The organism is Dickeya parazeae Ech586, from assembly GCF_000025065.1.
In the GTDB taxonomy this organism is placed as follows: Bacteria; Pseudomonadota; Gammaproteobacteria; order Enterobacterales; family Enterobacteriaceae; genus Dickeya; species Dickeya zeae.
Map to the genome: position 1 here is coordinate 3193640 of NC_013592.1, position 20098 is coordinate 3213737.

Annotated in this window: 20 protein-coding genes; 4 read left to right on the forward strand and 16 right to left on the reverse strand. The window is 54.3% G+C overall.

Translation table 11 applies throughout. The features are described 5' to 3' along the window. Positions 1-12: 12 nt before the first annotated feature. Complete coding sequence (locus DD586_RS13925; RefSeq protein WP_041165008.1) at positions 13-429, forward strand: hotdog fold thioesterase; 417 nt, start codon at positions 13-15, stop codon at positions 427-429. 55 nt (positions 430-484) lie between these two features. Here the strand turns inward: DD586_RS13925 and DD586_RS13930 are convergent, their stop codons facing one another. Both DD586_RS13930 and DD586_RS13935 read right to left on the reverse strand, forming a co-directional pair. Continuing rightward, on the reverse strand, positions 485-1543 hold the full coding sequence (locus DD586_RS13930; RefSeq protein ID WP_012885473.1) for an alkene reductase: 1059 nt from the start codon (positions 1541-1543) through the stop codon (positions 485-487). A gap of 547 nt (positions 1544-2090) precedes the next feature. Next, a complete protein-coding gene (locus DD586_RS13935) occupies positions 2091-2663 on the reverse strand; it encodes an RBBP9/YdeN family alpha/beta hydrolase (RefSeq protein WP_012885474.1) in 573 nt (190 codons plus the stop codon). A 524-nt stretch (positions 2664-3187) separates the two neighbouring features. On the opposite strand from DD586_RS13935, the gene ypdK reads away from it, so the two are divergent. After that, positions 3188-3262: a membrane protein YpdK gene (gene ypdK / locus DD586_RS22510; protein ID WP_099327210.1), complete on the forward strand. Its 75-nt coding sequence runs from the start codon at positions 3188-3190 to the stop codon at positions 3260-3262. 174 nt (positions 3263-3436) lie between these two features. Here the strand turns inward: ypdK and DD586_RS13945 are convergent, their stop codons facing one another. The 12 genes from DD586_RS13945 to gspC form a co-directional block, all read right to left on the reverse strand. Continuing rightward, on the reverse strand, positions 3437-4288 hold the full coding sequence (locus DD586_RS13945; protein ID WP_012885476.1) for a prepilin peptidase: 852 nt from the start codon (positions 4286-4288) through the stop codon (positions 3437-3439). A gap of 144 nt (positions 4289-4432) precedes the next feature. After that, positions 4433-4921 carry a type II secretion system protein GspM gene (gspM, locus tag DD586_RS13950; protein WP_012885477.1) on the reverse strand — a complete coding sequence of 163 codons (489 nt, stop codon included), beginning with the start codon at positions 4919-4921 and terminating at the stop codon, positions 4433-4435. Beyond that, positions 4918-6120: a type II secretion system protein GspL gene (gspL, locus tag DD586_RS13955; RefSeq protein WP_012885478.1), complete on the reverse strand. Its 1203-nt coding sequence runs from the start codon at positions 6118-6120 to the stop codon at positions 4918-4920. The genes gspM and gspL overlap by 4 nt, the downstream gene beginning before the upstream one ends. Then, positions 6117-7223 (reverse strand): type II secretion system minor pseudopilin GspK, encoded by a 1107-nt coding sequence (gspK, locus tag DD586_RS13960; protein ID WP_012885479.1) that lies wholly within the window; start codon positions 7221-7223, stop codon positions 6117-6119. Before gspK ends, gspL begins: the two co-directional genes overlap by 4 nt. Beyond that, positions 7220-7981, reverse strand: coding sequence for a type II secretion system minor pseudopilin GspJ (gspJ, locus tag DD586_RS13965; protein ID WP_012885480.1), 762 nt, complete (start codon positions 7979-7981; stop codon positions 7220-7222). Before gspJ ends, gspK begins: the two co-directional genes overlap by 4 nt. Next, positions 7978-8355 (reverse strand): type II secretion system minor pseudopilin GspI, encoded by a 378-nt coding sequence (gspI, locus tag DD586_RS13970; protein ID WP_012885481.1) that lies wholly within the window; start codon positions 8353-8355, stop codon positions 7978-7980. The genes gspJ and gspI overlap by 4 nt, the downstream gene beginning before the upstream one ends. 3 nt (positions 8356-8358) lie before the next feature. Next, the gene (gene gspH, locus DD586_RS13975; RefSeq protein ID WP_012885482.1) at positions 8359-8898 is read right to left on the reverse strand and encodes a type II secretion system minor pseudopilin GspH; all 540 of its coding nucleotides are present in this window, start codon (positions 8896-8898) and stop codon (positions 8359-8361) included. Between the two features lie 2 nt (positions 8899-8900). Beyond that, positions 8901-9362: a type II secretion system major pseudopilin GspG gene (gene gspG / locus DD586_RS13980; protein WP_012885483.1), complete on the reverse strand. Its 462-nt coding sequence runs from the start codon at positions 9360-9362 to the stop codon at positions 8901-8903. A gap of 33 nt (positions 9363-9395) precedes the next feature. Further along, on the reverse strand, positions 9396-10622 hold the full coding sequence (gene gspF, locus DD586_RS13985) for a type II secretion system inner membrane protein GspF (RefSeq protein ID WP_012885484.1): 1227 nt from the start codon (positions 10620-10622) through the stop codon (positions 9396-9398). A 1-nt stretch (position 10623) separates the two neighbouring features. Then, the gene (gene gspE, locus DD586_RS13990; protein WP_012885485.1) at positions 10624-12120 is read right to left on the reverse strand and encodes a type II secretion system ATPase GspE; all 1497 of its coding nucleotides are present in this window, start codon (positions 12118-12120) and stop codon (positions 10624-10626) included. Next, positions 12117-14258 carry a type II secretion system secretin GspD gene (gene gspD / locus DD586_RS13995; protein WP_012885486.1) on the reverse strand — a complete coding sequence of 714 codons (2142 nt, stop codon included), beginning with the start codon at positions 14256-14258 and terminating at the stop codon, positions 12117-12119. The genes gspE and gspD overlap by 4 nt, the downstream gene beginning before the upstream one ends. 1 nt (position 14259) lies before the next feature. Further along, positions 14260-15078 (reverse strand): type II secretion system protein GspC, encoded by an 819-nt coding sequence (gene gspC / locus DD586_RS14000; protein ID WP_012885487.1) that lies wholly within the window; start codon positions 15076-15078, stop codon positions 14260-14262. Positions 15079-16199: 1121 nt separating this feature from the next. Between gspC and gspB the strand changes: the two genes are divergently transcribed. After that, positions 16200-16847: a type II secretion system assembly factor GspB gene (gspB, locus tag DD586_RS14005; RefSeq protein WP_012885488.1), complete on the forward strand. Its 648-nt coding sequence runs from the start codon at positions 16200-16202 to the stop codon at positions 16845-16847. 35 nt (positions 16848-16882) lie between these two features. Here the strand turns inward: gspB and outS are convergent, their stop codons facing one another. Then, on the reverse strand, positions 16883-17284 hold the full coding sequence (gene outS, locus DD586_RS14010; protein ID WP_012885489.1) for a GspS family T2SS pilot lipoprotein variant OutS: 402 nt from the start codon (positions 17282-17284) through the stop codon (positions 16883-16885). A gap of 155 nt (positions 17285-17439) precedes the next feature. Further along, positions 17440-18681 carry an alanine transaminase gene (alaC, locus tag DD586_RS14015; RefSeq protein WP_012885490.1) on the reverse strand — a complete coding sequence of 414 codons (1242 nt, stop codon included), beginning with the start codon at positions 18679-18681 and terminating at the stop codon, positions 17440-17442. Between the two features lie 513 nt (positions 18682-19194). On the opposite strand from alaC, the gene DD586_RS14020 reads away from it, so the two are divergent. Continuing rightward, positions 19195-20055, forward strand: a complete 861-nt coding sequence (locus DD586_RS14020) for a D-amino-acid transaminase (RefSeq protein WP_012885491.1) — start codon at positions 19195-19197, stop codon at positions 20053-20055. Positions 20056-20098 lie beyond the last annotated feature (43 nt).

Genomic DNA, 20098 nt, shown 5'->3' on the forward strand with positions numbered 1-20098 from the left:
GAGAAACACACCTTGATCTGGAAACGCGTCACCACGCTGGACATGCTCAACCAGATGAGTGAAGACTGCATGTTGTCGCATCTGGGGATCCGTTTTGTCCACATGACGGACAACAGTCTGGAAGCGCTGATGCCGGTAGACGCCCGCACCCGACAGCCATTTGGCCTGTTGCATGGCGGTGCTTCGGTGGTGCTGGCCGAATCTCTCGGCTCAGTGGCGGGCTGGCTGTGCACCGAACCAGGTGCCAGCGTGGTCGGCGTAGAAATTAACGCCAGTCATCTACGGGCGGTGATACAAGGAGAGGTACGGGGAATCTGCCAGCCACTGCATCTGGGCCGCCAGACACAAGTCTGGCAGGTAGAAATAGTGGACGAACGCCAGCGGCGCTGCTGCATTGCCCGGCTAACCACCGCGGTGATTCAACCGTAGCGGTCGTAAATACGTAGAGTCGTAAAAAAGGAGGCCGATGGCCTCCTGGGGAGTTTTATTCCGCCAATACCGGGTAATCGGTATAGCCTTCCGCCCCCGCACCATAGATCGTGCTGCCGTTGAGTTCATTCAGCGGTGCACCGCGACGCAGGCGCTCAACCAGATCCGGGTTGGCGATATACATTCTCCCAAACGACACCGCATCCGCCTCGCCATCCGCTAACAATTGTTCGGCCGTGTCACGGGTCAGGCCATCATTGGCGATCACTACGCCACGGAAGGTTTTACGGATCAGCGGCAGAATACGCTGTGGGGTATCCAACGCTTCACGCACAAAGATGAAGGCCAGTTCACGACTGTCCAGTTGTTCTGCTACATAGCCGAACAGCGCTTGCGGATCGGCGTCCTGCATAGAATGGGTGTTAGACATGGTATTCAGGTGCACGCCGACCCGATCCGCTGGCCAGACGGTCAACACAGCATCGACGGTTTCCAACAGGAAACGCGCCCGATTGGCAATCGAGCCGCCGTACTGATCGGTGCGCTGGTTTGAGCCATCATGCAGAAATTGATCGAACAGGTAACCATTGGCCGCATGGATTTCCACCCCATCAAACCCAGCGCGTTTGGCGTTTTCCGCCGCCTGACGAAAGTCTTCAACAATCCCTGGGATTTCATCCGTTTCCAGCGCGCGTGGCACCACATAGGGTTTGTATGGGCGAATCGTCGCCACATGCCCCTCTGCCGCAATGGCGCTGGGAGCCACCGGTAACTCGCCGTCCAGATAGACGGGGTCTGAAATGCGACCCACATGCCACATCTGCAACACCATTTTGCCGCCTGCCGCGTGGACCGCCGCATTGATGCGACGCCAGCCTTCAATGTGTTCCTCCGACCAGATGCCTGGGGTATTGGGGTAACCGACACCCTGTGGGGTAACGGCGGTCGCCTCCGTCAGGATCATCCCGGCACTGGCACGCTGAACGTAATACTCCTGCGACAGCGCGCTTGGGATACGCTGATCAAAAGCACGCATGCGGGTCAGCGGTGCCATGACAATACGGTTTTCAGCCTGAATAGCACCAATATGAATAGGATCAAACAAACCTGACATAGCGTTTTCCTTATTTGTTGGCGGTCGATACGGGCAATTACGCCCCGCCGCCTCATGTTGTTAGCGAACAGCAATGTGATAGCAGAACGATCATCCGATAGCCGAATACCCAATAATAACGATCAGTAAAAACGATCAGTAAAAATGACGTTATTGGTAACGGCTCAGGACAAGGGATATACCTTATTGCAGGAACAGCCGCCATACCATTCGGTGCTAATGACGACGCATCAGGTTATATACACGCTGAGTACGCCAGGTGGCGGGCGAAGAATCCACTGGGTTAACACAGGGTGTATTGGCCCATCGGGCGACAGGCCAATATATACCCGTCATACTTCAAGTTGCAGGTGTGTTGGCTGCGTTCATTCACCCGAATCACTTACCTGAGTAAGCTCATCGGGATTCACTCACTTGCCGCCTTCCTGCAACTCGAATTATTTGGGGTATAGATCAGATAAGCAAACCAACGCGTTGGTAGCCTATCAATGACGAAGATAGGTAAGGATAACCACACAGCACACCGGCCTGTGTGTGAACCGCCGTATCAACCGGCAGGCGACAGGTGCTCACCAAACGCCGCCAGACGTTGCAGCCCATACTCCCATTTACCAAACCCAGCTTCAGCATTGATATGCCCGCCTTCGCCCACATCCACCAGGCTACTTCCCCAGACTTTCGCCCAGTACTCAGCACGGGAAAAGGTCATCAGCGGGTCGTTGTGGCTGGCAAATGCCAGGCTGGGTACCGCCAGTTGCTCGGGTAGAATTCGGTCTTCAATCTCAAAACGCATGGGTTCTGCAGGTGCCACCAGCATCACACCGGCAATCCCTTCCATGCCCTGCTGGACCACATGGCAGGCAGCCAGCGCGCCAAAACTGTGGCCTATCAGCACCGCAGGGCGATCACAGGTCGCCAGTTCGCGGCGGATAGCCAACACCCAGCGATCCAGATCTGCCTGATACCATTCTTTCTGACGGATACGCCGCCAGAAGGGAAACCGGCGTTCCCAGTAGCTCTGCCAGTGGTCTTCGTCACTGTCACGTAATCCCGGCACCAGCACCATCGTTAAGCGCGAGTCGAGCTCTCTCAGCCGCTGGTCTACTTCTGTTGTCTGCATCAGGTTCTGTGTCTCCCTGTTGATTGTCCGTCAGGATGACACAGACAGCATTGACGACTTCGCCATCCTTACATCCTTTCCATTACAATCTGATAACAATATCAGTACCGGCTTACAGCCTACCACGGGATTCCTGATTTGTATCCTGATTCAGTACAGCAATTTACATGCTGGCCCGATTCACCAAAAAAACGATTTTTTCTTTTTATGTCTGGCACTTGCCGCCATATAACCTGCTGGCTTACCCCGTCTGACGAGAGAATGTCCATTCACTGGGACTGGCGATACGACGATCATCGTCACTATTGAGGACAACTGAGCACGTCAATGAGCCGACGTTAAACATTCCTCTTGAATTTCGCCCCTGACCCGGCGTAGATTAGCGCCGATTCCCTCATCTGCCCGCCCAGGCGGCAGTGACTGGGGATCGTCTTAATACAGGCGGCTCCTGAAGCTAAACGCACAATCGGAATTATTGCTGGCGTAGGAATTATTGCTAGCGTAATAGTGCTGGAGAAAAATCAGTGAAGTACTTATTCATGGGCGTTTCGTTTATTTTATTTTTATGGGTAGGCACTTTTTTACTGATGCTGGAATAACCCTGACGGTTTTTCCTCATCCACTTCAACAGAAGGCTCCTGTTGAAGCGACAACAAAAAATTATTATCAGTACACGAAAGACGAATAAACGACAGGCTGGCAGCCATTCTGCCAGCCTGTTTCTTTTAGGCGTACAGCGAAAAAAGACCGGCCGCAAGACGGTATCCGGCTCGTTAGTGACTCCAGCCGCCAAGCACATTCAACACCAGACCGATTGCGCCACTCACCGCCAGCCAGGGGCCGAACGCCAGCGGTTGCTGCATATTGATTCGCCGGATGCGCCGCCACAACAGTGTTGCCACCAGCCCGGTTAACGACGCGATCAGCACCAGATTAGGGAGCGCCTGCCAGCCAAGCCAGGCTCCCAGCGCAGCCAACAGTTTGAAGTCACCGTACCCCAACGCCTCACGTCCACTCAACAGGCGAAATCCCCAGTAAATCAGCCACAGCGACAGGTACCCCGCCATGGCACCGATAACCGCCTGTTCAAGCGGTACAAACGTATCGGCCAGATTGAACAACAACCCGCACCATAATAGCGGCAATGTCATCACATCCGGTAATAATTGGGTTCGCGCGTCAATCACTGCCAGCGCCAGCAACATGCTAATACACAGCAGTGCCCCCAGCAGCGCCATCCCCGGTTGCCAGAGTAAACCGGCCAGCAAAAAAGCGCCCCCTGACAGCAATTCAATCAGCGGATAACGCCAGGATACCTCGCCACCGCAACAGTGGGCGCGCCCACGCAGCCATAACCAGCTCAGCACTGGGATATTGTCACGCACACGTAAGCGTTGATGGCAGTGTGGGCAGGAAGACGGCGGCCAGCACAGATCATAGCGAGAAGGCGGCGCACCAACGGGCAACCCCAGGTGGAAACGCGCCTCCTGCTGCCAGCGCCGCTCCAGCATGACAGGTAACCGATGGATAACCACGTTGAGGAAACTGCCGATGACCAGCCCCAGCACTAACAGCATCCCCAGCCAGATACGTGGGCTAGTATTGGCGAAGGCGACCAGATCCATGTTGTTCTCCTATTCCCTGATGGCCGGTATGCTGACACACGCTACTGGCGCCGCCTAGACAGTTGGACGCCGGACATCATTTTTTGCGCACTAACACGCAGAACGGCTGACTCGGGGATTGAACCGTTACAGTACCCACTCCAGTTACAATACCCGCTCCAGCGACAAACGGGTCACTTCCACGATGCCAGGACTGTTGGGTACTGCGGTCACATCCATCCCTTGGGTAATCACACCGTTTTTCTGCTCCAGTTCAGCCAGCCAGTGCAGCAGGTTATTGAAGTCGCTACGGGCCAACGTTACCGATACCTGCGACTCCTGCGGCTGCATACGCAGTACGGTAATGCCGAAACGGGCGGCGCTTTGCGGCACCAGCACCGTCAGGCTGATGTCACGACCGGCGATTTGTCGCCGTGCGCCTTCCGGCGGCGGTAACCGTGGCGCTTGTTGTTGCATCCAACGCACGGTCTGACGCTCACGATCGATAGTCATCTGCCATTGTCGCGCACTCTCCTGCCAGGGTGACCAGATCAGGTAATACAGCAGGCAAAGTACCACCAAACCGCCACACGCCAGCATCATCATCCGCTCACGCTGGCTCATTATCTGCCAGCGACGACGTAATTCATTCATGGCTGACTCCTCAGGGTTAACTGGCCTTCAACATGATCTTTTTCCTGCTTCATTTCCCCCGGCGGGATCTGGAAATACGCCTGAGCCTGCTGACGGAACTGCTCCATCTGCGCATAGGACGTGGCACGCAGGCTGAGCCGTAACTCATCGCGGCTCCGATCGTACGACAACGACTGCAACGACACGCCGTCATTCTGCGCCACCAGTTGCTGCAACCGGTTCATCTGCTCGGTCAAGGCAAAGCCGCTGCCCCCCGTGCGTACCTCCTGCAAATGGCGTTGCATCTGCGCACGCGGGTTAACCACCTGTTTTTCATCCGGGAACAATTTGCGGTATACCCGCACGCTTTCCTGACGCCAGTAGTCCGCCTGGCGATACAATTGATAATGGGTCCAGACAGATTCGCCCAACACCAGCAGCAACCAGGCAGACAAGGCAATCAGCACATTGCGCCACGGCAACAACGCCTGTTTCCAGGGCTTCACCGGCGCATACTCCCCCTGCCGCAAATCCATACTCATTGGCAAGGCCGCTTGTGCTGCCAGTGTCAGTAAATCGGTTACCGGTTGTGGTTGCCAGGTGAGTGCCGACGCTGGTACCGGGCTGTAGCAGTGTACGGCAGGTAATGGCTGAAAGCTGGACAGCAACGATTGATACCAGCTTTCCTCCGCAGCCATGCCAACACCGGTATCCTGACGAAATAACCACAGATTCTGGTGGCTAATGGCGCTCCAGGCACTATCGGCACGCGGCAATGCCATCACATCCGGCATGATGGTTTCTAGCGGCACGCCCAGCGCTTCGCACAGCGTCAGCCACGCCTGCAAACGTGACTTTTGCACCACCGCCACCGTCGCGGTATCCCCTTGCATGTCCATAACGGCAAAATGCAACTGGTCAATATCGCTTGCTACCTGCTCTTCCAACATAAATGGAATCGCCTGTAACAGTTGCCGACGCGACTGGCGTGGTAGTGACAGGTTATGCAGCGTCACATCCGTGGACGGCACCAGCGCCCGTACTGACATGACCGGATAATCCACCAACGCCGACTGGAGGTTCTCCAGCGTGCCCATACCTCTGGATAACGCCTGGTGGCGGCTGACAGACCAGATAAGCCACTCCAGACTGCCGGAGGCCTCTGTCGGTAACCGCAAAATCAGTTGTTGTTTGCCGCTGATATTTTCGGCCTTATTCATGGGTTCACCGTCCTATATCCCCCGTACTGACGCTGTACTACCTCAGTCTGTTTACCACGGTGAAACAGGCTGCGTTGATAGAATTCACTGTCGTCCACCCGTATCTGAATGTCGGCAAAAAACCAGTCGCTCTTTATCACCAGCGCCTGGCGAGCGCCAGTCTTACCATTTCCCGACAGGGTCAGCATCCCCATAAAATCATTAAGATTGCGCCACCCTTGCGGTGGCCGCTGCTGCAATATGCGCTCAGCGATATCCCGATTGATTTCGCCCATGAATAACGCCGATAGCAGCGGCGCGCTGTCTGGTGTCAGCGTATTCACATTGATAGCCAGCTTATCCACCGGCAAAACGCAGACATAAGGCAATAACCGGCGATATAACCCCGCATCCACCCCCATGACCGCCCGCAGCTCTGAAACATCCGCCATACGCTGATTACCGGGATGAAAATTGACATAGCTGTCGTCTTCCGCCCCGTTCATCAGCGGCTCGCTATCCTCATCGATCCAATCGCGCACCGCATCGGTAATATGTTCCGCCTGCTTAGGCTCTTCCCCCAACACAATCAATAGCTGGCGAAAAACCCGCGCGGCATAAGGCCCTTGCTCAGGGTTACCGTTGTTGGCGGACGAGGACTGGCTGCTGCTATTGTTGCTGCTATTACTCGCGCTGGCGGAGCTACCGCTATTGCTGCTACTGCTGCTGTTACTCGTGTTGCTGCTATTCGTATCGTTGCCGGATGTGCCTGTAGCTAATGTTTTTTTCGCTGGACTCAACGCATTCAGATTAAGACAAGCCTGACCATCCTGTACCTGTGCACGAATTTCACTGCCGTCAGACATTATCTGGTGGTCCACCTTAGACCAGGGCTGGCCGATAAAGGTACTTTGGGGTGAGGCCTTCGCATCACGCTGTAACACACTGGAAATCAGCGCCTCCGCGCCCAGGGCATACCAGCGGGCCTGAGAACGGTTGAGTAAATTGCTGGTACGTTGCCAGGCTTTGCCGCTGCGCTCCGTAATCGACGCGGCGATAGTAACCATCAATGCCAGCATCAACATTACGATCAGCAGGGCGACACCACGTTGACGACGGCTCATGAATCCCCCCCGCTGTTATCATCCGGGGCGGCCTGCTGGTTCTGCTGGCCATCGGTATTGTCCTGCGACTGTTGTTCCTGACTGCTCACGTTCTTATCGTCGTCGCGGTTATCGCCGTTTTGCCCTGCCTTATTTTGACTTTGCGTCGCCACGTAGCGCGGCGTCACCATAAACACGCGGGTAATGTCGCCGTAATCCCGCAGGGTCACGACGATGGCGATACCTCGCGGCAGATGAGTCGTATCATCCCAGCGATCCTGCCAGCCATCCTTGCCGAAAAAGCGCAAGACGAAACCGCTCACACCGGTTAACACCGCCCGTATCGCCGGTTCCTGCGTCGACAGTGGTTCGGAGGAATCATAAAACAACCGCTCCAGCGTATCGCCGCGCAGCCGGTATCCGACCCGCTGTAGTTCCGAACGCGGCATAATGCCCAGCGGATTGAGCCAACCATTGCGGATGAAGCTAACCGCCCAGTCGGCGCTGCCTAATTGATAACGCTCAGTGTAAAACCCCAGTTCATAGCCTTGGCTACGGCGAGGAACGATTTGTGAAAAATCTCGCTCCATCAGGGAAAAGCCCCGTTGCAGTTCTGCCAGTCGGGCTTCTTTGCGCGCTGACGTCTCGTCGTTACGCATCACGCCATTCATCACCTGCGAGGCAGCCAGACTCAACGCCGCGAAAATCGCCAGCGCCAGCATCATTTCCAGCAAGGTAAAGCCGCTCTCTGGCCGTTTCACTCTTTCTGGACGTTTCACTGCGCAGGGTCTCCCGGCTGAACCTGATAACTGCGCAATACGGCATCGGCAGCCCGGCTGTCACGATCATGGCGCACTTCAACATCGATGGCGCGTACCTGCGGATCCGCCGTGGCTACCCCTTGAATGCGCCAAAACCACTGTGAACCGGCAAAAGTAACCTCCCCCGTCACCCATTGGGTTTGCGGCCACTGTTTTTCCAACCGCATCACCGCCTGTTGGTTTTCCGCAATCCAGAGCGCAAACGTCTTCTCTTCCAGACGCCCCAGGCTATTTGCCTGCTGCGCAGTTGTTTTCAGCACCGTCAACCCCGCCAGCGCGAAAATAACCAACGCCACCATCACTTCGAGCAACGTCATTCCCTGCTGTTTCATCCCTTAGCGCTCCGCTTCCGACGACGTATGTAGCTGACCGTTGGTATCGACCTGTAGCCAGGCAGAGTCATTACCGTTACGCAACGTCAGACGAAAAGGCGTCACTTCGCCGCCCGGCAGAATCAGGATATGCGGGTCGCCATTGCCCGGCGAAAAACCGGCACCGCCGCCCGCCGCCACTGTCTGCGTAGACAGTTCAATTTGAAAGCTAGCCGGTAGTTCGCTGGGTGAAGACAGGCGGTACGGCTGCCACGGTACCCAGACATAGCGCAGACGTTGTTGATCTTCGGGCGAATTCTCCACGACCTGACGCTGCAACAGTGCGTATTGCCAGCGGTGAGGTTGCAGATAAATCCCCAGAATATGGTCATTCATCTGACTGTCCTCCACCGCGTATTGCAGTTGTGCTTTAAAGCGGGCTATCTGCCAGCCGCTGTCCTGCTGCTTGGGCGCAGGGATCGCCATCATGACCAGTGTGGCGGCAATACCGGCCAGCAATACCACCAGCATGATTTCCAGCAGCGTGAATCCCCGCTGGCGCACAATCAGGGGTTCCCGTTGCCGTTGTTACCGTTATTGTGCGCACCATTGCCGACATTCCAGTTGCCAATGTCGTCATCGGTATCCGGCATGCCATCCGGGCCGTAGGAGAACACGTCTATCTTACCGTGACGGCCAGGGCTGACCAGTTGGTATTCCGCGCCCCATGGGTCTTGTGGTAAACGGCGAATATACCCATCCTGCGGATAGTTTCGAGGTTCCGGCGGCGTAGTCGGCTTTTTCACCAACGCCCCCAGCCCTTGTTCAGTTGTCGGGTAACGACTGTTATCCAGTTTGTACATGTCCAGCGCGCTCTCCAGCGCCACTATGTCGCTGACGGCTTTCTGCTTGTCGGCTTTTTCTTTGTTGCCCATCAGGTTAGGGACAACCAGACTGGCCAGTACGCCAAGAATGACGATGACCACCATGATTTCCAACAGGGTAAAACCTCGCTGACGTCGTTCCATCTCTTTGTTACCTCATTAACGTATCAATCTTCGCTACATACTCATTAGGGTATTCAGTTGCAAAATCGGCTGGAGGATAGCCAGCACGATGAACAGCACAATGCCCGCCATACTCACCACCAGCAGCGGCTCAAACAGCCCCAGCGCCAATGTCATCTGGGCGCTGAATTCGCGATCCTGGTTATCCGCGGCACGAGTCAGCATGCCGTCGAGTTCACCGCTGCGTTCACCGCTGGCGATCATGTGGCGCATCATCGGTGGGAACAGCGATGTCTGCTCCAACGCTTTGTGCAGGCTCACGCCTTCACGTACGGCGTCGGTCGCCTGCCCCAGCCGAAAACGGGCATAATCGTTGGTCAGGACATCACCGCTGATACGCATCGCCTGCAATAGCGGCACGGCGCTGGAATTCAAAATACTTAATGTGCGGGCGTAGCGGGCGGTGTTAAGACCACGGGCAACCCGCCCAATGACAGGCAAAAACAGTAAACGCCGGTGGAACGCCAGACGATGCTTCTCATGGCGCAGCAATACGCGCAGCCCCATGACAGCCAGTATCAGCAATAGCACCACCCACGGCCCATACGTTCTCACCGCGTCGCTGACGCTCATCAGTAAACGGGTTGATAACGGTAGCGTCTGTTTCATGTGAATAAACTGCTCGACCACTTTAGGTACCACGGCAGACAACAGGATAGACACCACCGAAATCGCCACCAGGGTCAACACACAGGGATAAATCATCGCCTGCTGAATACGGCTACGCATCTGTTGACGCTGCTCGGTGTAATCCGCCAGTCGATTTAACACCGCATCCAGATGGCCCGAGGCTTCGCCCGCTGCCACCATGGCGCAGTACAACCGTTCAAAGCTGCCGGGGAAGTTCCCCATCGCTTCAGCCAATGAATGCCCTTCCACCACTTTGGCGCGCACCGCCGCCATCAGGGCGCTGAGCTTCGGTTTTTCACTCTGTTTCGCCACCGCGTCGAGTGCTTCTTCAAGCGGTAACGCCGCCGCGACCAGCGTCGCCAATTGCCGGGTCAGCAACGCCAGATCGCTGGCGCTAATACGGTGGGAACGGCGCAGCGACAGAGAAAAACCGCTGCGGGGAGCGGCTTCGCCGCGCTGCTCCTCAATTTTGACCGGCACCAGCCCTTTCTCACGCAGCAACTGGCGTGCGTGACGCGCAGAGTCCGCCTCCTGCATGCCCTGACTTCTCTTTCCCTGGGCGTTTAATGCCTGATACTGGAACAGCGCCATGTCATTCCTCTTTCGTTACACGCACCACTTCTTCCCAGGTGGTGATGCCCGCCAGCACTTTATCCATCCCATCCTGACGAATCGTGATTCGCTCATCGCCCAGCATCCGGGCAATCCCCAATTCACTTTCGCCGCGATGGATCGCCGTGCGCACCGTATCATCAATCAGCAACAGCTCATGGATACCGGTACGACCGCGATAACCACTGTAGCTACACTTCTCGCAACCACCGGGATGGTACAGCGTGGTTCCCACCGCCAGCCCGGTCTGTTTTGCCTGTTCCTCATCGACGTTATACGGCTGACGGCATGACGGGCAGAGTGTGCGCACCAGCCGCTGCGCCAGCACGCCCAGTAACGACGTTGACAGCAGAAACGGTTCGATCCCCATATCCTGCAAGCGGGACAACGCCCCCAGCGCGCTATTGGTATGCAAGGTGGATAACACCAGATGACCGGTTAGTGACGCTTGCACCGCAATTTGTGCCGTTTCACCGTCACGAATTTCCCCCACCAGCACCACGTCCGGGTCCTGACGCAAAATAGCGCGCAAACCACGGGCGAACGTCATATCAACCTTGGGGTTCACCTGAGTCTGACCAATGCCTTCCAGTTCATATTCAATCGGGTCTTCCACCGTCATGATGTTGCGTTCGGCAGAGTTGAGTCGGCTCAAGGCGGCATACAGGGTGGTACTTTTTCCCGAGCCGGTAGGGCCGGTAACCAGAATGATGCCGTGTGGACGGTGGATCAGCGTATCCAACTGGCGACGGTTGTGCTCGGCCATCCCCAACGTTTCCAGATCCAGTCGGACGCTGTTTTTATCGAGCAAACGCAGCACCACGCGCTCGCCATAGTTAGAAGGCAGGGTCGAGACACGCACATCAATGGCACGGCCGCCAATACGCAATGCCATACGGCCATCCTGCGGGACGCGCTTTTCGGCAATATCCAGCTTGGCCATGACTTTGATACGCGATACCAGTAATGACGCCAGTTGGCGTTGCGGGCGCAAAATCTCCCGCAACACACCATCAATACGAAAGCGGATCAGCAGGTGGCGCTCAAAGGTTTCGATGTGAATATCCGACGCCTTGTGTTTGATGGCCTCCGTGAGCATGGCGTTGATCAACCGAATAATCGGTGCGTCGTCGTCGGCATCGAGTAAGTCATCGCTGTCCGGCAACTCTTCGGCCAACGTGTAGAAATCGATATCGTTACCGATGTCTTCCATCAGGCGTCGCGCTTCTTCAGAATCGCGCTGATAACGCATAACCAGTTGCCGCTCAAACTCTTCCGGACTGACCTGGCTCACTGCCAACGCCACCCCGGCGACCCGGCGAGCTTCCAGTAACGCCAGTGCTGAGGTGCCGGGTACACAAACCGCCTCTGCGACGGTTGCCGACTCATCTTGCAGCAACAGAATTTGCTGTGACCGGGCAAACGCAAACGGCAGTACAGGTCGTAATTCAGACGTGTGGGCGGGCTGAGCGCTCATCGCCCCTCCGGCTGATAAAACGCGGCGATAGATGACTGCACCTGTCGGAAGGTGTAGGTGTTGCCACCGGGTAAACGCACCGTGTTGCTATCCAGCACACTGCTGCCTTCACCACGTTGCTGCTGCTGTTCGTTGTTAAAGCTGCGGTATTTGCTGATCGACGCATCCTGGAATTGTTTCGGGTCGCGGATGATAGTCGGTCGTAAAAACAGCATCAGATTGCGTTTTTTCACACTCTGGCTCTTCGAACGGAACAGATTGCCCAGCACCGGAATATCCCCCAACAACGGCACTTTGCTGTTGTTTTCATCAGTCGATTTATCGAGCAGGCCCCCTACGACCACCGTTTCGCCATTACTGACCATGACCGCGTTATTCACCGTTCGGGTATTAAAGGTGACCCCCAGTGAACTGTTGGCGCTGCTATTGCTGTCTGCCACGCTGGAGACTTCCTGCTCAATTTGCAGCAACACCGAATCGCCTTCGTTGATCTGCGGTTTGACACGCAGTTTGATACCGACGGTCTTACGTTCCACGGTATTAAAAATGTTGTTTCCTGAACCAACCGTGGTTTGCGACCCAGTCAATACCGGCACTTCCTGACCGACATTGAAGGTCGCTTCCATGTTATCCAGCGTCACAATGCTTGGCGTCGCCAGCACATCGTTTTTACTGTCGCTGGACAATGCAGTCATCAGCATCGACCAGTTACCACGATAGAAACCGGCGGTAATACCGTTGAAGCTACCGAGTGCGCTGGCATAGGCCGTGGTCAGGGTTCCATCTTTACGGAACTGATCGGTGCCGATCACCGCCGTTGAAATCGGTATGCCGGTATTGGTGAATTGGGTCATCCCGGCGCGATTATTGGCCCACTGGATCCCCAGGTTCAATCCGTCGGCATCCTGAATCTCAGCGATGATCGCCTCTACCAGTACCTGAGGCCGACGAATATCCAATTGGTTAATCACCTGTTCCAGGTCTCGCATGATATCGGGCGGCGCGGTGATGATCAGTGAGTTGGTCTGATCATGGGCACGCACCGTCACCTCTTTGCCCTGAATCATGATCGTGCGACCACCAGAACTGTTGGTTGAACCAAACGCAGAACCAAACCCCATACTGGAGCTGGATGAAGACGACGACGAAGAGGAAGATGACGAATTGGAGGAATTATTAGACGAACTGAGAGTACCGTTGCTGTTGGTGCTGCTGCCTGAACGCGAAGAAGACGAATTGGGCGACGATGAATTACGGTTGCCGCTGGTTCCGTTACCGGCCAGCACTTCGATCAGATCTAACGCCTTAGCGTACTTGAGGTAGATAACTTTGGTGCCACCCTGCACCACCTGCTTGCGATCCAGTTGTCGGATCATCTCTACCGCGCGCTGACGGGCATTCTCTTCACCACTGACCACCACCGAGTTGGTACGGCTATCTGCCACCACATTCGCCAACATGGTGCTGGGTAACGAATTTTTCTCATCCGTTTTGTTGAGATCGTTCACCAGTTTGGCTACATCGTCCGCTGATGCGTAGGTCAACGGCACGGTGATCATTTCACGATCGCCGGTTTTATCCACGGTATTGACGATATCCACCAACCGTTTGATAACCGCCGCACGTCCGGTCATCAGCAGTACGTTGGAAGGTTCATAATGCACCACCGTACCGGCACCGGCGTTATCGTTAAGTTGACGCAGTAATGGCGCCAAATCGCGGGCGGCCACATTATTGAGCGGTACCACACGGGTTACCAGTTCATCACCCACCCCGGGCTGTTCGTTATTCGCCAGCGGAATGGACGACGATTTGGCATCTTTAGAACGGATGACTTTCAACACGCCGTTATCCATCGGCACGACAGAAAAACCATAAACATCCAGTACACTGAGGAAAAACTGGTAGTACTGATCTTCGTTCATCATGTCATAACTGCGCACACTGATCGTGCCACGCACCGTTGGGTCAATAATCACCGTTTTGTTCAGGTTCTTACTGACCGTATTGATGAACTCCTGAATATCGGTTCCTTTAAAACTGGCTGAAAATTCAGCGGCCCAGCCACACGGCGAGCCAAGCAGGAGAACGGTTAGCCCCAGCCACCCCAAGCTTTTTTTTATCCCTTTGCCAAGCACGTTACTCGTCTCCCCCAAATTCCATATAAATATCCTGACGCTGCCCATCCCGCTCAATCGTCAGGGTAAAGTTATGCACATCGGCCATACGTTCCATGGCCTTTTTAGCCTGCTCTTCATCACGCAAATCCAATCCATTCAGGGCAACTGCCATATCGTTATCCTGAAGTCCGACACGGTAGAACGAGTCACTCTTCGGTCCGGGATTCAACCGGTATCCTTGCAGTTTGTTACTATTCATCACCGGAGAGAACGACACGTAATCACTCATGGCGGTGGAAGCACGCTGCTGAAGCTGCTCATTCACCTGCGCACCGGGTACACCGTCCGCACCGCTCTCCTCCTGACCATACAACCCCAGCACCTCATAACGTCCCTGGTACTGCAACACCACTTTATCCGGCTGGATTGACACGATTTTGGCGTTATAGCCGGGGACCTCTTCATTAACACCGCGACTAAACTGCTCATTGTCTTTGCTAATGATGGCGATCGAGCGGGACGCATCGTCGCCTGCCATCACGCCAGTCAGCGAAAGATTCAGCGTAGAGGGCGGAAGATTGCTCATTTGCGACGCATCCAATGCGCCCGAGCGATTTTTTTCAGGAGAAACGCCGAACAGCGTGAAGTCATTCAGGGTAACAGGCTGCTGCCGGGCTTGAGCCGGGGTGATCTGCACACTGGCAACCGGCGTATTCTCCGGCAAACCAATGCGCCAGAAAATCATCGCCAGTTGCTGACAAAAGAGCAGCATCAACAGATAAAACAAAATCCGTCTGATAGCAGACGGAGATAACGGTGGCAGTGTCGAGATATTCATCTGCAAACATTATCCCTATGTGTTCGCCGATTATCCTTGCCACGTTCGTAAACGTGGAATAAGGGCCATACAGCGCCATGTTTAACGGCATGGCACCCATTTGAAATGGATGCTACTTCTGAAAAACAGCGCTTCTGCGTTGGTTGTCGTTTTAATACCTGCAGGCCAGATATCACCGATACAGGTAATGATATGTGTTCAAACTGGTTTGCCGGAAAGGCGACACGCCCACATGATGACATTCATGCTTTATGACATTCATGTTTTGCGCATTTTTTTCGCGTTTTTCGTCATCACACCGTGCTTATGCGACACCTGTCTACAGTCATGTTGCTGGCTGACAGGCATCCTGTTTCCTGTTATGCCAGGCGAGTGACACGCCGTACCGTCATGCCGGGTCGCGCTAAAACCTTCAACAATATAACCCAGGTTAATGACAAGACAATCCTCCAGTCAGCAACCATTTTCCTACCCTGTTCCAGTCACTACTCGATATCATTGGTCATACAAGTATTACCGAAGTTTCTTAAACACGTAGAAATATTCTGTCTTGTAAAAGAATCGTATTTTATTGACATACTCATTTCATGTCGTGACTAAGATTGCTGACTGATACAAAAATACAATTTTCCTGCAGAAGATGACTTTTATCGCCAATGACGTCTCGTCTGTTATCTAAAAAAACGATCGTCTAAGAGATATATCTTCCGCTAAGCAGTTGATGAACCACCCTATTGCCCCCCGGCTTGCTCCCTGCCATCAGGCCATCCCAAAATACGTCGGATTATTTAATCACCTGACGTCATTTAGGTTTCCTATACTGTATCCGCTGCCTGTGATTCTTTTATGTACAAAAAAAGAAACAACACAAACATGATAGTAAAACGCCGTTTCATTAAAACATATTCCTGCTTTTTTTTTGCGACCAGCCTCAAATTTTTACCGGCATTAATGAGCAGCGTAATAGAATGTTGTTGAAATGGCATTCAGGTCACATAACTGGGATGAAGCGTTGATTATTCCTTTTCATTCCCGGGAAAATAAGGCATCCACATTCCTGCCAAGGTCTGTCAGACGGATTCACAAAAGAGCGTCAGGCTGCATAACCGTTGAGGTAAGACGTGAAAAATACACCGGAAGTAACATCATCGACCCAGGCCACATCGACCCAAACAGGCTACCGTATTCCCGGTTATTTGCTGGTGGTTTACGCGCTGCTGCTGTTCACGCTGGGGTGGTTTGGTCATCTGCACTGGGCGGACATTCACTCGCCAGCAACACCCATCGCAGCGATCGCCGCTTCGCCAGCGCCTTCACCGGTTCTTGCAACGCCTCCCCATGACAAGCCGACCGAGGCTACCGCGTCGCTTCCGACACAGACAGCCGTGAATCATCAGGACACCTCGGCTGAACCGACAGATACCGCAGGAGAAGCGAAAGCACAAAAATCGCCAGCCCATTGGCAAACCGCTCAACCCGGCGAATTACCCTCTATCGCCTTCAGCGCCCACGTCTATACTTCTGACCCAGACAAACGCAGCGTCACCCTGAACGGAGAGCGTTATCGGGAAGGCGACAGCCCGTATCCTGGGCTGATTATCGAGCAAATTGAACAGGATATGGTGATCTTCAGCTTCGATGGCGAGCCGTTTATTCTGGATTCATTACAGGATTGGCCGGGCGGAAAACCAGGGAGCGACGCCGGAGAAGACGCGATGCCGAAAACAACGTCGAAACCGGAAAAAACCATCAGAACCACGAAAAAATAATGCAGCAACTGCACGTCAGGCAGTTGCTTGCCTCATCAGCGGACGGTGCGCATAGTGTCAAGGAATGGCGTCATCGTGCGATTGAACGACGAGCACTGTGTGGCTTTAGGCGTACCGTCTTTCAGCAGCCCTTGATACAGGTTTTCACTCAGTTGCGGCAAGGTTTGATAGCGGGTCGTATCCCAGCCTTTTTGCGCCGCCACCTTCATTGCCGTTTTCAGAATCACGCTGTCATCCGGCAAATCGCTACGCTCACACTGCACACGCAGGTATTTACTGGCCGCCACCAATGATGCCAGTTGGCTGACTTGTTCATTAACCGACAGACTGGTTGTGCTGCGAGACGCCGTGTTTTTCACCGGCGCGGACGTTTGACAGGCCGCCAGACTCAGACAACAGACACCGAAAAGCACCACTTTTAACGAAGATACATGCATGACTCAACTCGTCTTATTGATTAAGTTCCATCTCTGGGATGCCCGACATGGGCATCCACCTAGCAAACCATTATCCCTTTGTCGCCACAAGCGGCGACAAAGGACGGCGTGATCAAACCATCAGAAAAATATTTCTGCAAGCCTGGCCGACAGGCTTATCCTCCTTTCTTATTGCCGGACAACGCGTTAGCGGCAGGCAATATGCCATCGGCACGGAACATGGCTTTGATGCCACGCACCGCCTGACGAATACGGTCCTGATTTTCGATCAAGGCAAAACGCACGTGCGTGTCGCCGTAATCACCGAACCCGATACCGGGAGAGACACACACTTTCGCCTCTGCCAGTAGTCGCTTGGCGAACTCCAGCGATCCTAAATGTGCGTAAGCATCCGGGATTTTCGCCCAGACATACATTGAGGCTTTCGGCTCATCCACCATCCAACCCGCTTCATGCAGACCACGCACAAGCACATTGCGGCGCTGACGATACTGCTCGGCAATATCGCGCACACATTGCTGATCGCCTTCCAACGCGGCGATTGCCGCCACCTGTAACGGCGTGAACGTGCCATAGTCGTGATAACTCTTGATTCGCGCCAGTGCACTCACCAGCTCCGGGTTACCCACCATGAAACCGATACGCCAGCCTGCCATGTTGTAGCTTTTTGATAGCGTAAAGAACTCTACCGCTATCTCTTTGGCTCCGGGAACCTGCATGATCGACGGTGCTTTCCAGCCATCGTAAACGATATCGGCATACGCCAGATCGTGTACCACCAGCACCCCATACTGTTTGGCCAACGCCACAACCCGCTCAAAGAAATCCAGCTCGACACACTGCGCCGTCGGGTTAGACGGAAAACCTAAAATCATCATTTTAGGTTTAGGAATACTTTCACGAATTGCACGCTCCAGCTCGTTGAAGAAATCGATACCCTCGATCAACGGCACTGAGCGAACCTGCGCACCGGCAATAACCGCACCATAAATATGAATCGGATAACTGGGGTTCGGCACCAGCACGGTGTCACCGTGATCCAGTGTCGCCAGCATCAAATGCGCCAGACCTTCTTTGGAACCGATTGTGACTATCGCTTCACTTTCGGGATCAATCTCGACCTGATAACGCTCGGCATACCAGTTGGAAATCGCCCGACGCAACCGCGGGATACCACGTGATGTGGAATAACCGTGGGTATCTTCGCGCTGGGCCACCGTGCACAGTTTCTCAACAATATGCGGTGGCGTGGGGCCATCTGGATTGCCCATACTGAAATCAATAATGTCCTCGCCGCGACGACGCGCAGCCATTTTCAATTCAGCTGTAATATTAAAAACGTAAGGCGGGAGACGATCGATGCGCGCAAAATGGCGCTGAGAAGTAAATTCAGCCATAGAATCCTCAGGATAACGTGAGCGCCCGGACCGTCCGAGCGACGCCTGGCCCGTGAGAAGGGCCGTTACTCACTCTATCCCAGTTAACCTATGCTGTCGATAGCAGCAGATAATTATTTTTTTCCCGGCACAGGAGTGGTTTATCCGGCGATGTTACCGCCTACAACCGTTCAGCAATAACCGTTCAACAACAACCGTTCAACACCCCCCATTTCTACGATAATTATCACTGGCAAAGATGGGACGCACCAACGCCATCCGACACCAACAGTATATCTTTTTCCTATGAAAGACTGCCGCAACGCACTTTCACCCGGTCAGGGAAATCAGTATCTTTATGCGCGGTTACGACGCGCGACAATCTTTGCTCCTGATGCCTCTGACTGCCGCTGGCAGAACTGCCCGTCCGATTCCTGAAATTTTCCCACACGCCTGAAGCTGTCGTGTCTCCAGTACGGCAATACGGCGTTATGACATGATTGATTTTGCCCGACACCATTAAGGAGTGTTGTCATGCAGCGTATGGTTTATGTTGATGGTCAGTATCTGCCGGAATCCCAGGCCACCATTTCGGTGTTCGATCGCGGCTTTCTGTTTGCTGATGCGGTATATGAAGTGACATCGGTTATTAACGGCGGACTGGTCGACCTGGACGCACACCTGATGCGACTACAGCGTTCCTGTCGTGAGCTTTCCCTGTCACTGCCCGTGTCGAATGATGACCTGAAAACCATCCACCAACAGTTAATTGAGCGAAATCACCTACAGGAAGGTTCGATTTACCTTCAGCTCAGCCGTGGCAATGGTGGTGATCGCGATTTCTACTTTCCATCGGCGGATGTCAAACCAACGCTGGTGTTATTCAGCCAGGCTCGCCCCATTATTGCCCACCCCAAAGCGGAAACCGGGCTCTCGGTGGTGACCTGCCCGGATATTCGCTGGCATCGCCGCGACATTAAAACCGTCAGTTTACTGGCAGCCTGTATGGCTAAAGAGTATGCACATGCCCATCAGGCAGATGATGCCCTGCTCGTCGAAAACGGCTTCGTCACCGAAGGCACCTCCTGCAACTGTTACATCGTGCTGGATGACAATACCGTGGTCACTCGTCCGTTGAGTCACGATATCCTGCACGGTATTACTCGCCAGTCACTGCTTGCGCTGGCAGAGCAGCAGCAGATCAAGGTAGAAGAACGGCCATTCACACCGGAAGAAGCCTGGCAGGCGCGGGAAATTTTTATCACCTCAGCCACGTCCTTCGTGTTACCGGTGGTGAACATCGATGGTCGGCAGGTTGGCGACGGCAAGCCAGGGCCTGTCACTCGCCGCCTGCGTGACATCTACATCGCGATGGCGCACGCCCAAACCCGTTAACAGCCCCCTATTCGTCTGACAAACCGGCCCCCTACTGAAGCGG

Coding starts and splice junctions, on each gene's coding strand:
- DD586_RS13930 (WP_012885473.1), bottom strand. CDS start 1,543: ATGTCAGGTTTGTTTGATCCTATTCATATTGGTGCTATTCAGGCTGAA.
- DD586_RS13935 (WP_012885474.1), bottom strand. CDS start 2,663: ATGCAGACAACAGAAGTAGACCAGCGGCTGAGAGAGCTCGACTCGCGC.
- DD586_RS13945 (WP_012885476.1), bottom strand. CDS start 4,288: ATGGATCTGGTCGCCTTCGCCAATACTAGCCCACGTATCTGGCTGGGG.
- gspM (WP_012885477.1), bottom strand. CDS start 4,921: ATGAATGAATTACGTCGTCGCTGGCAGATAATGAGCCAGCGTGAGCGG.
- gspL (WP_012885478.1), bottom strand. CDS start 6,120: ATGAATAAGGCCGAAAATATCAGCGGCAAACAACAACTGATTTTGCGG.
- gspK (WP_012885479.1), bottom strand. CDS start 7,223: ATGAGCCGTCGTCAACGTGGTGTCGCCCTGCTGATCGTAATGTTGATG.
- gspI (WP_012885481.1), bottom strand. CDS start 8,355: ATGAAACAGCAGGGAATGACGTTGCTCGAAGTGATGGTGGCGTTGGTT.
- gspG (WP_012885483.1), bottom strand. CDS start 9,362: ATGGAACGACGTCAGCGAGGTTTTACCCTGTTGGAAATCATGGTGGTC.
- gspF (WP_012885484.1), bottom strand. CDS start 10,622: ATGGCGCTGTTCCAGTATCAGGCATTAAACGCCCAGGGAAAGAGAAGT.
- gspE (WP_012885485.1), bottom strand. CDS start 12,120: ATGAGCGCTCAGCCCGCCCACACGTCTGAATTACGACCTGTACTGCCG.
- gspC (WP_012885487.1), bottom strand. CDS start 15,078: ATGAATATCTCGACACTGCCACCGTTATCTCCGTCTGCTATCAGACGG.
- outS (WP_012885489.1), bottom strand. CDS start 17,284: ATGCATGTATCTTCGTTAAAAGTGGTGCTTTTCGGTGTCTGTTGTCTG.
- alaC (WP_012885490.1), bottom strand. CDS start 18,681: ATGGCTGAATTTACTTCTCAGCGCCATTTTGCGCGCATCGATCGTCTC.
- DD586_RS14020 (WP_012885491.1), top strand. CDS start 19,195: ATGCAGCGTATGGTTTATGTTGATGGTCAGTATCTGCCGGAATCCCAG.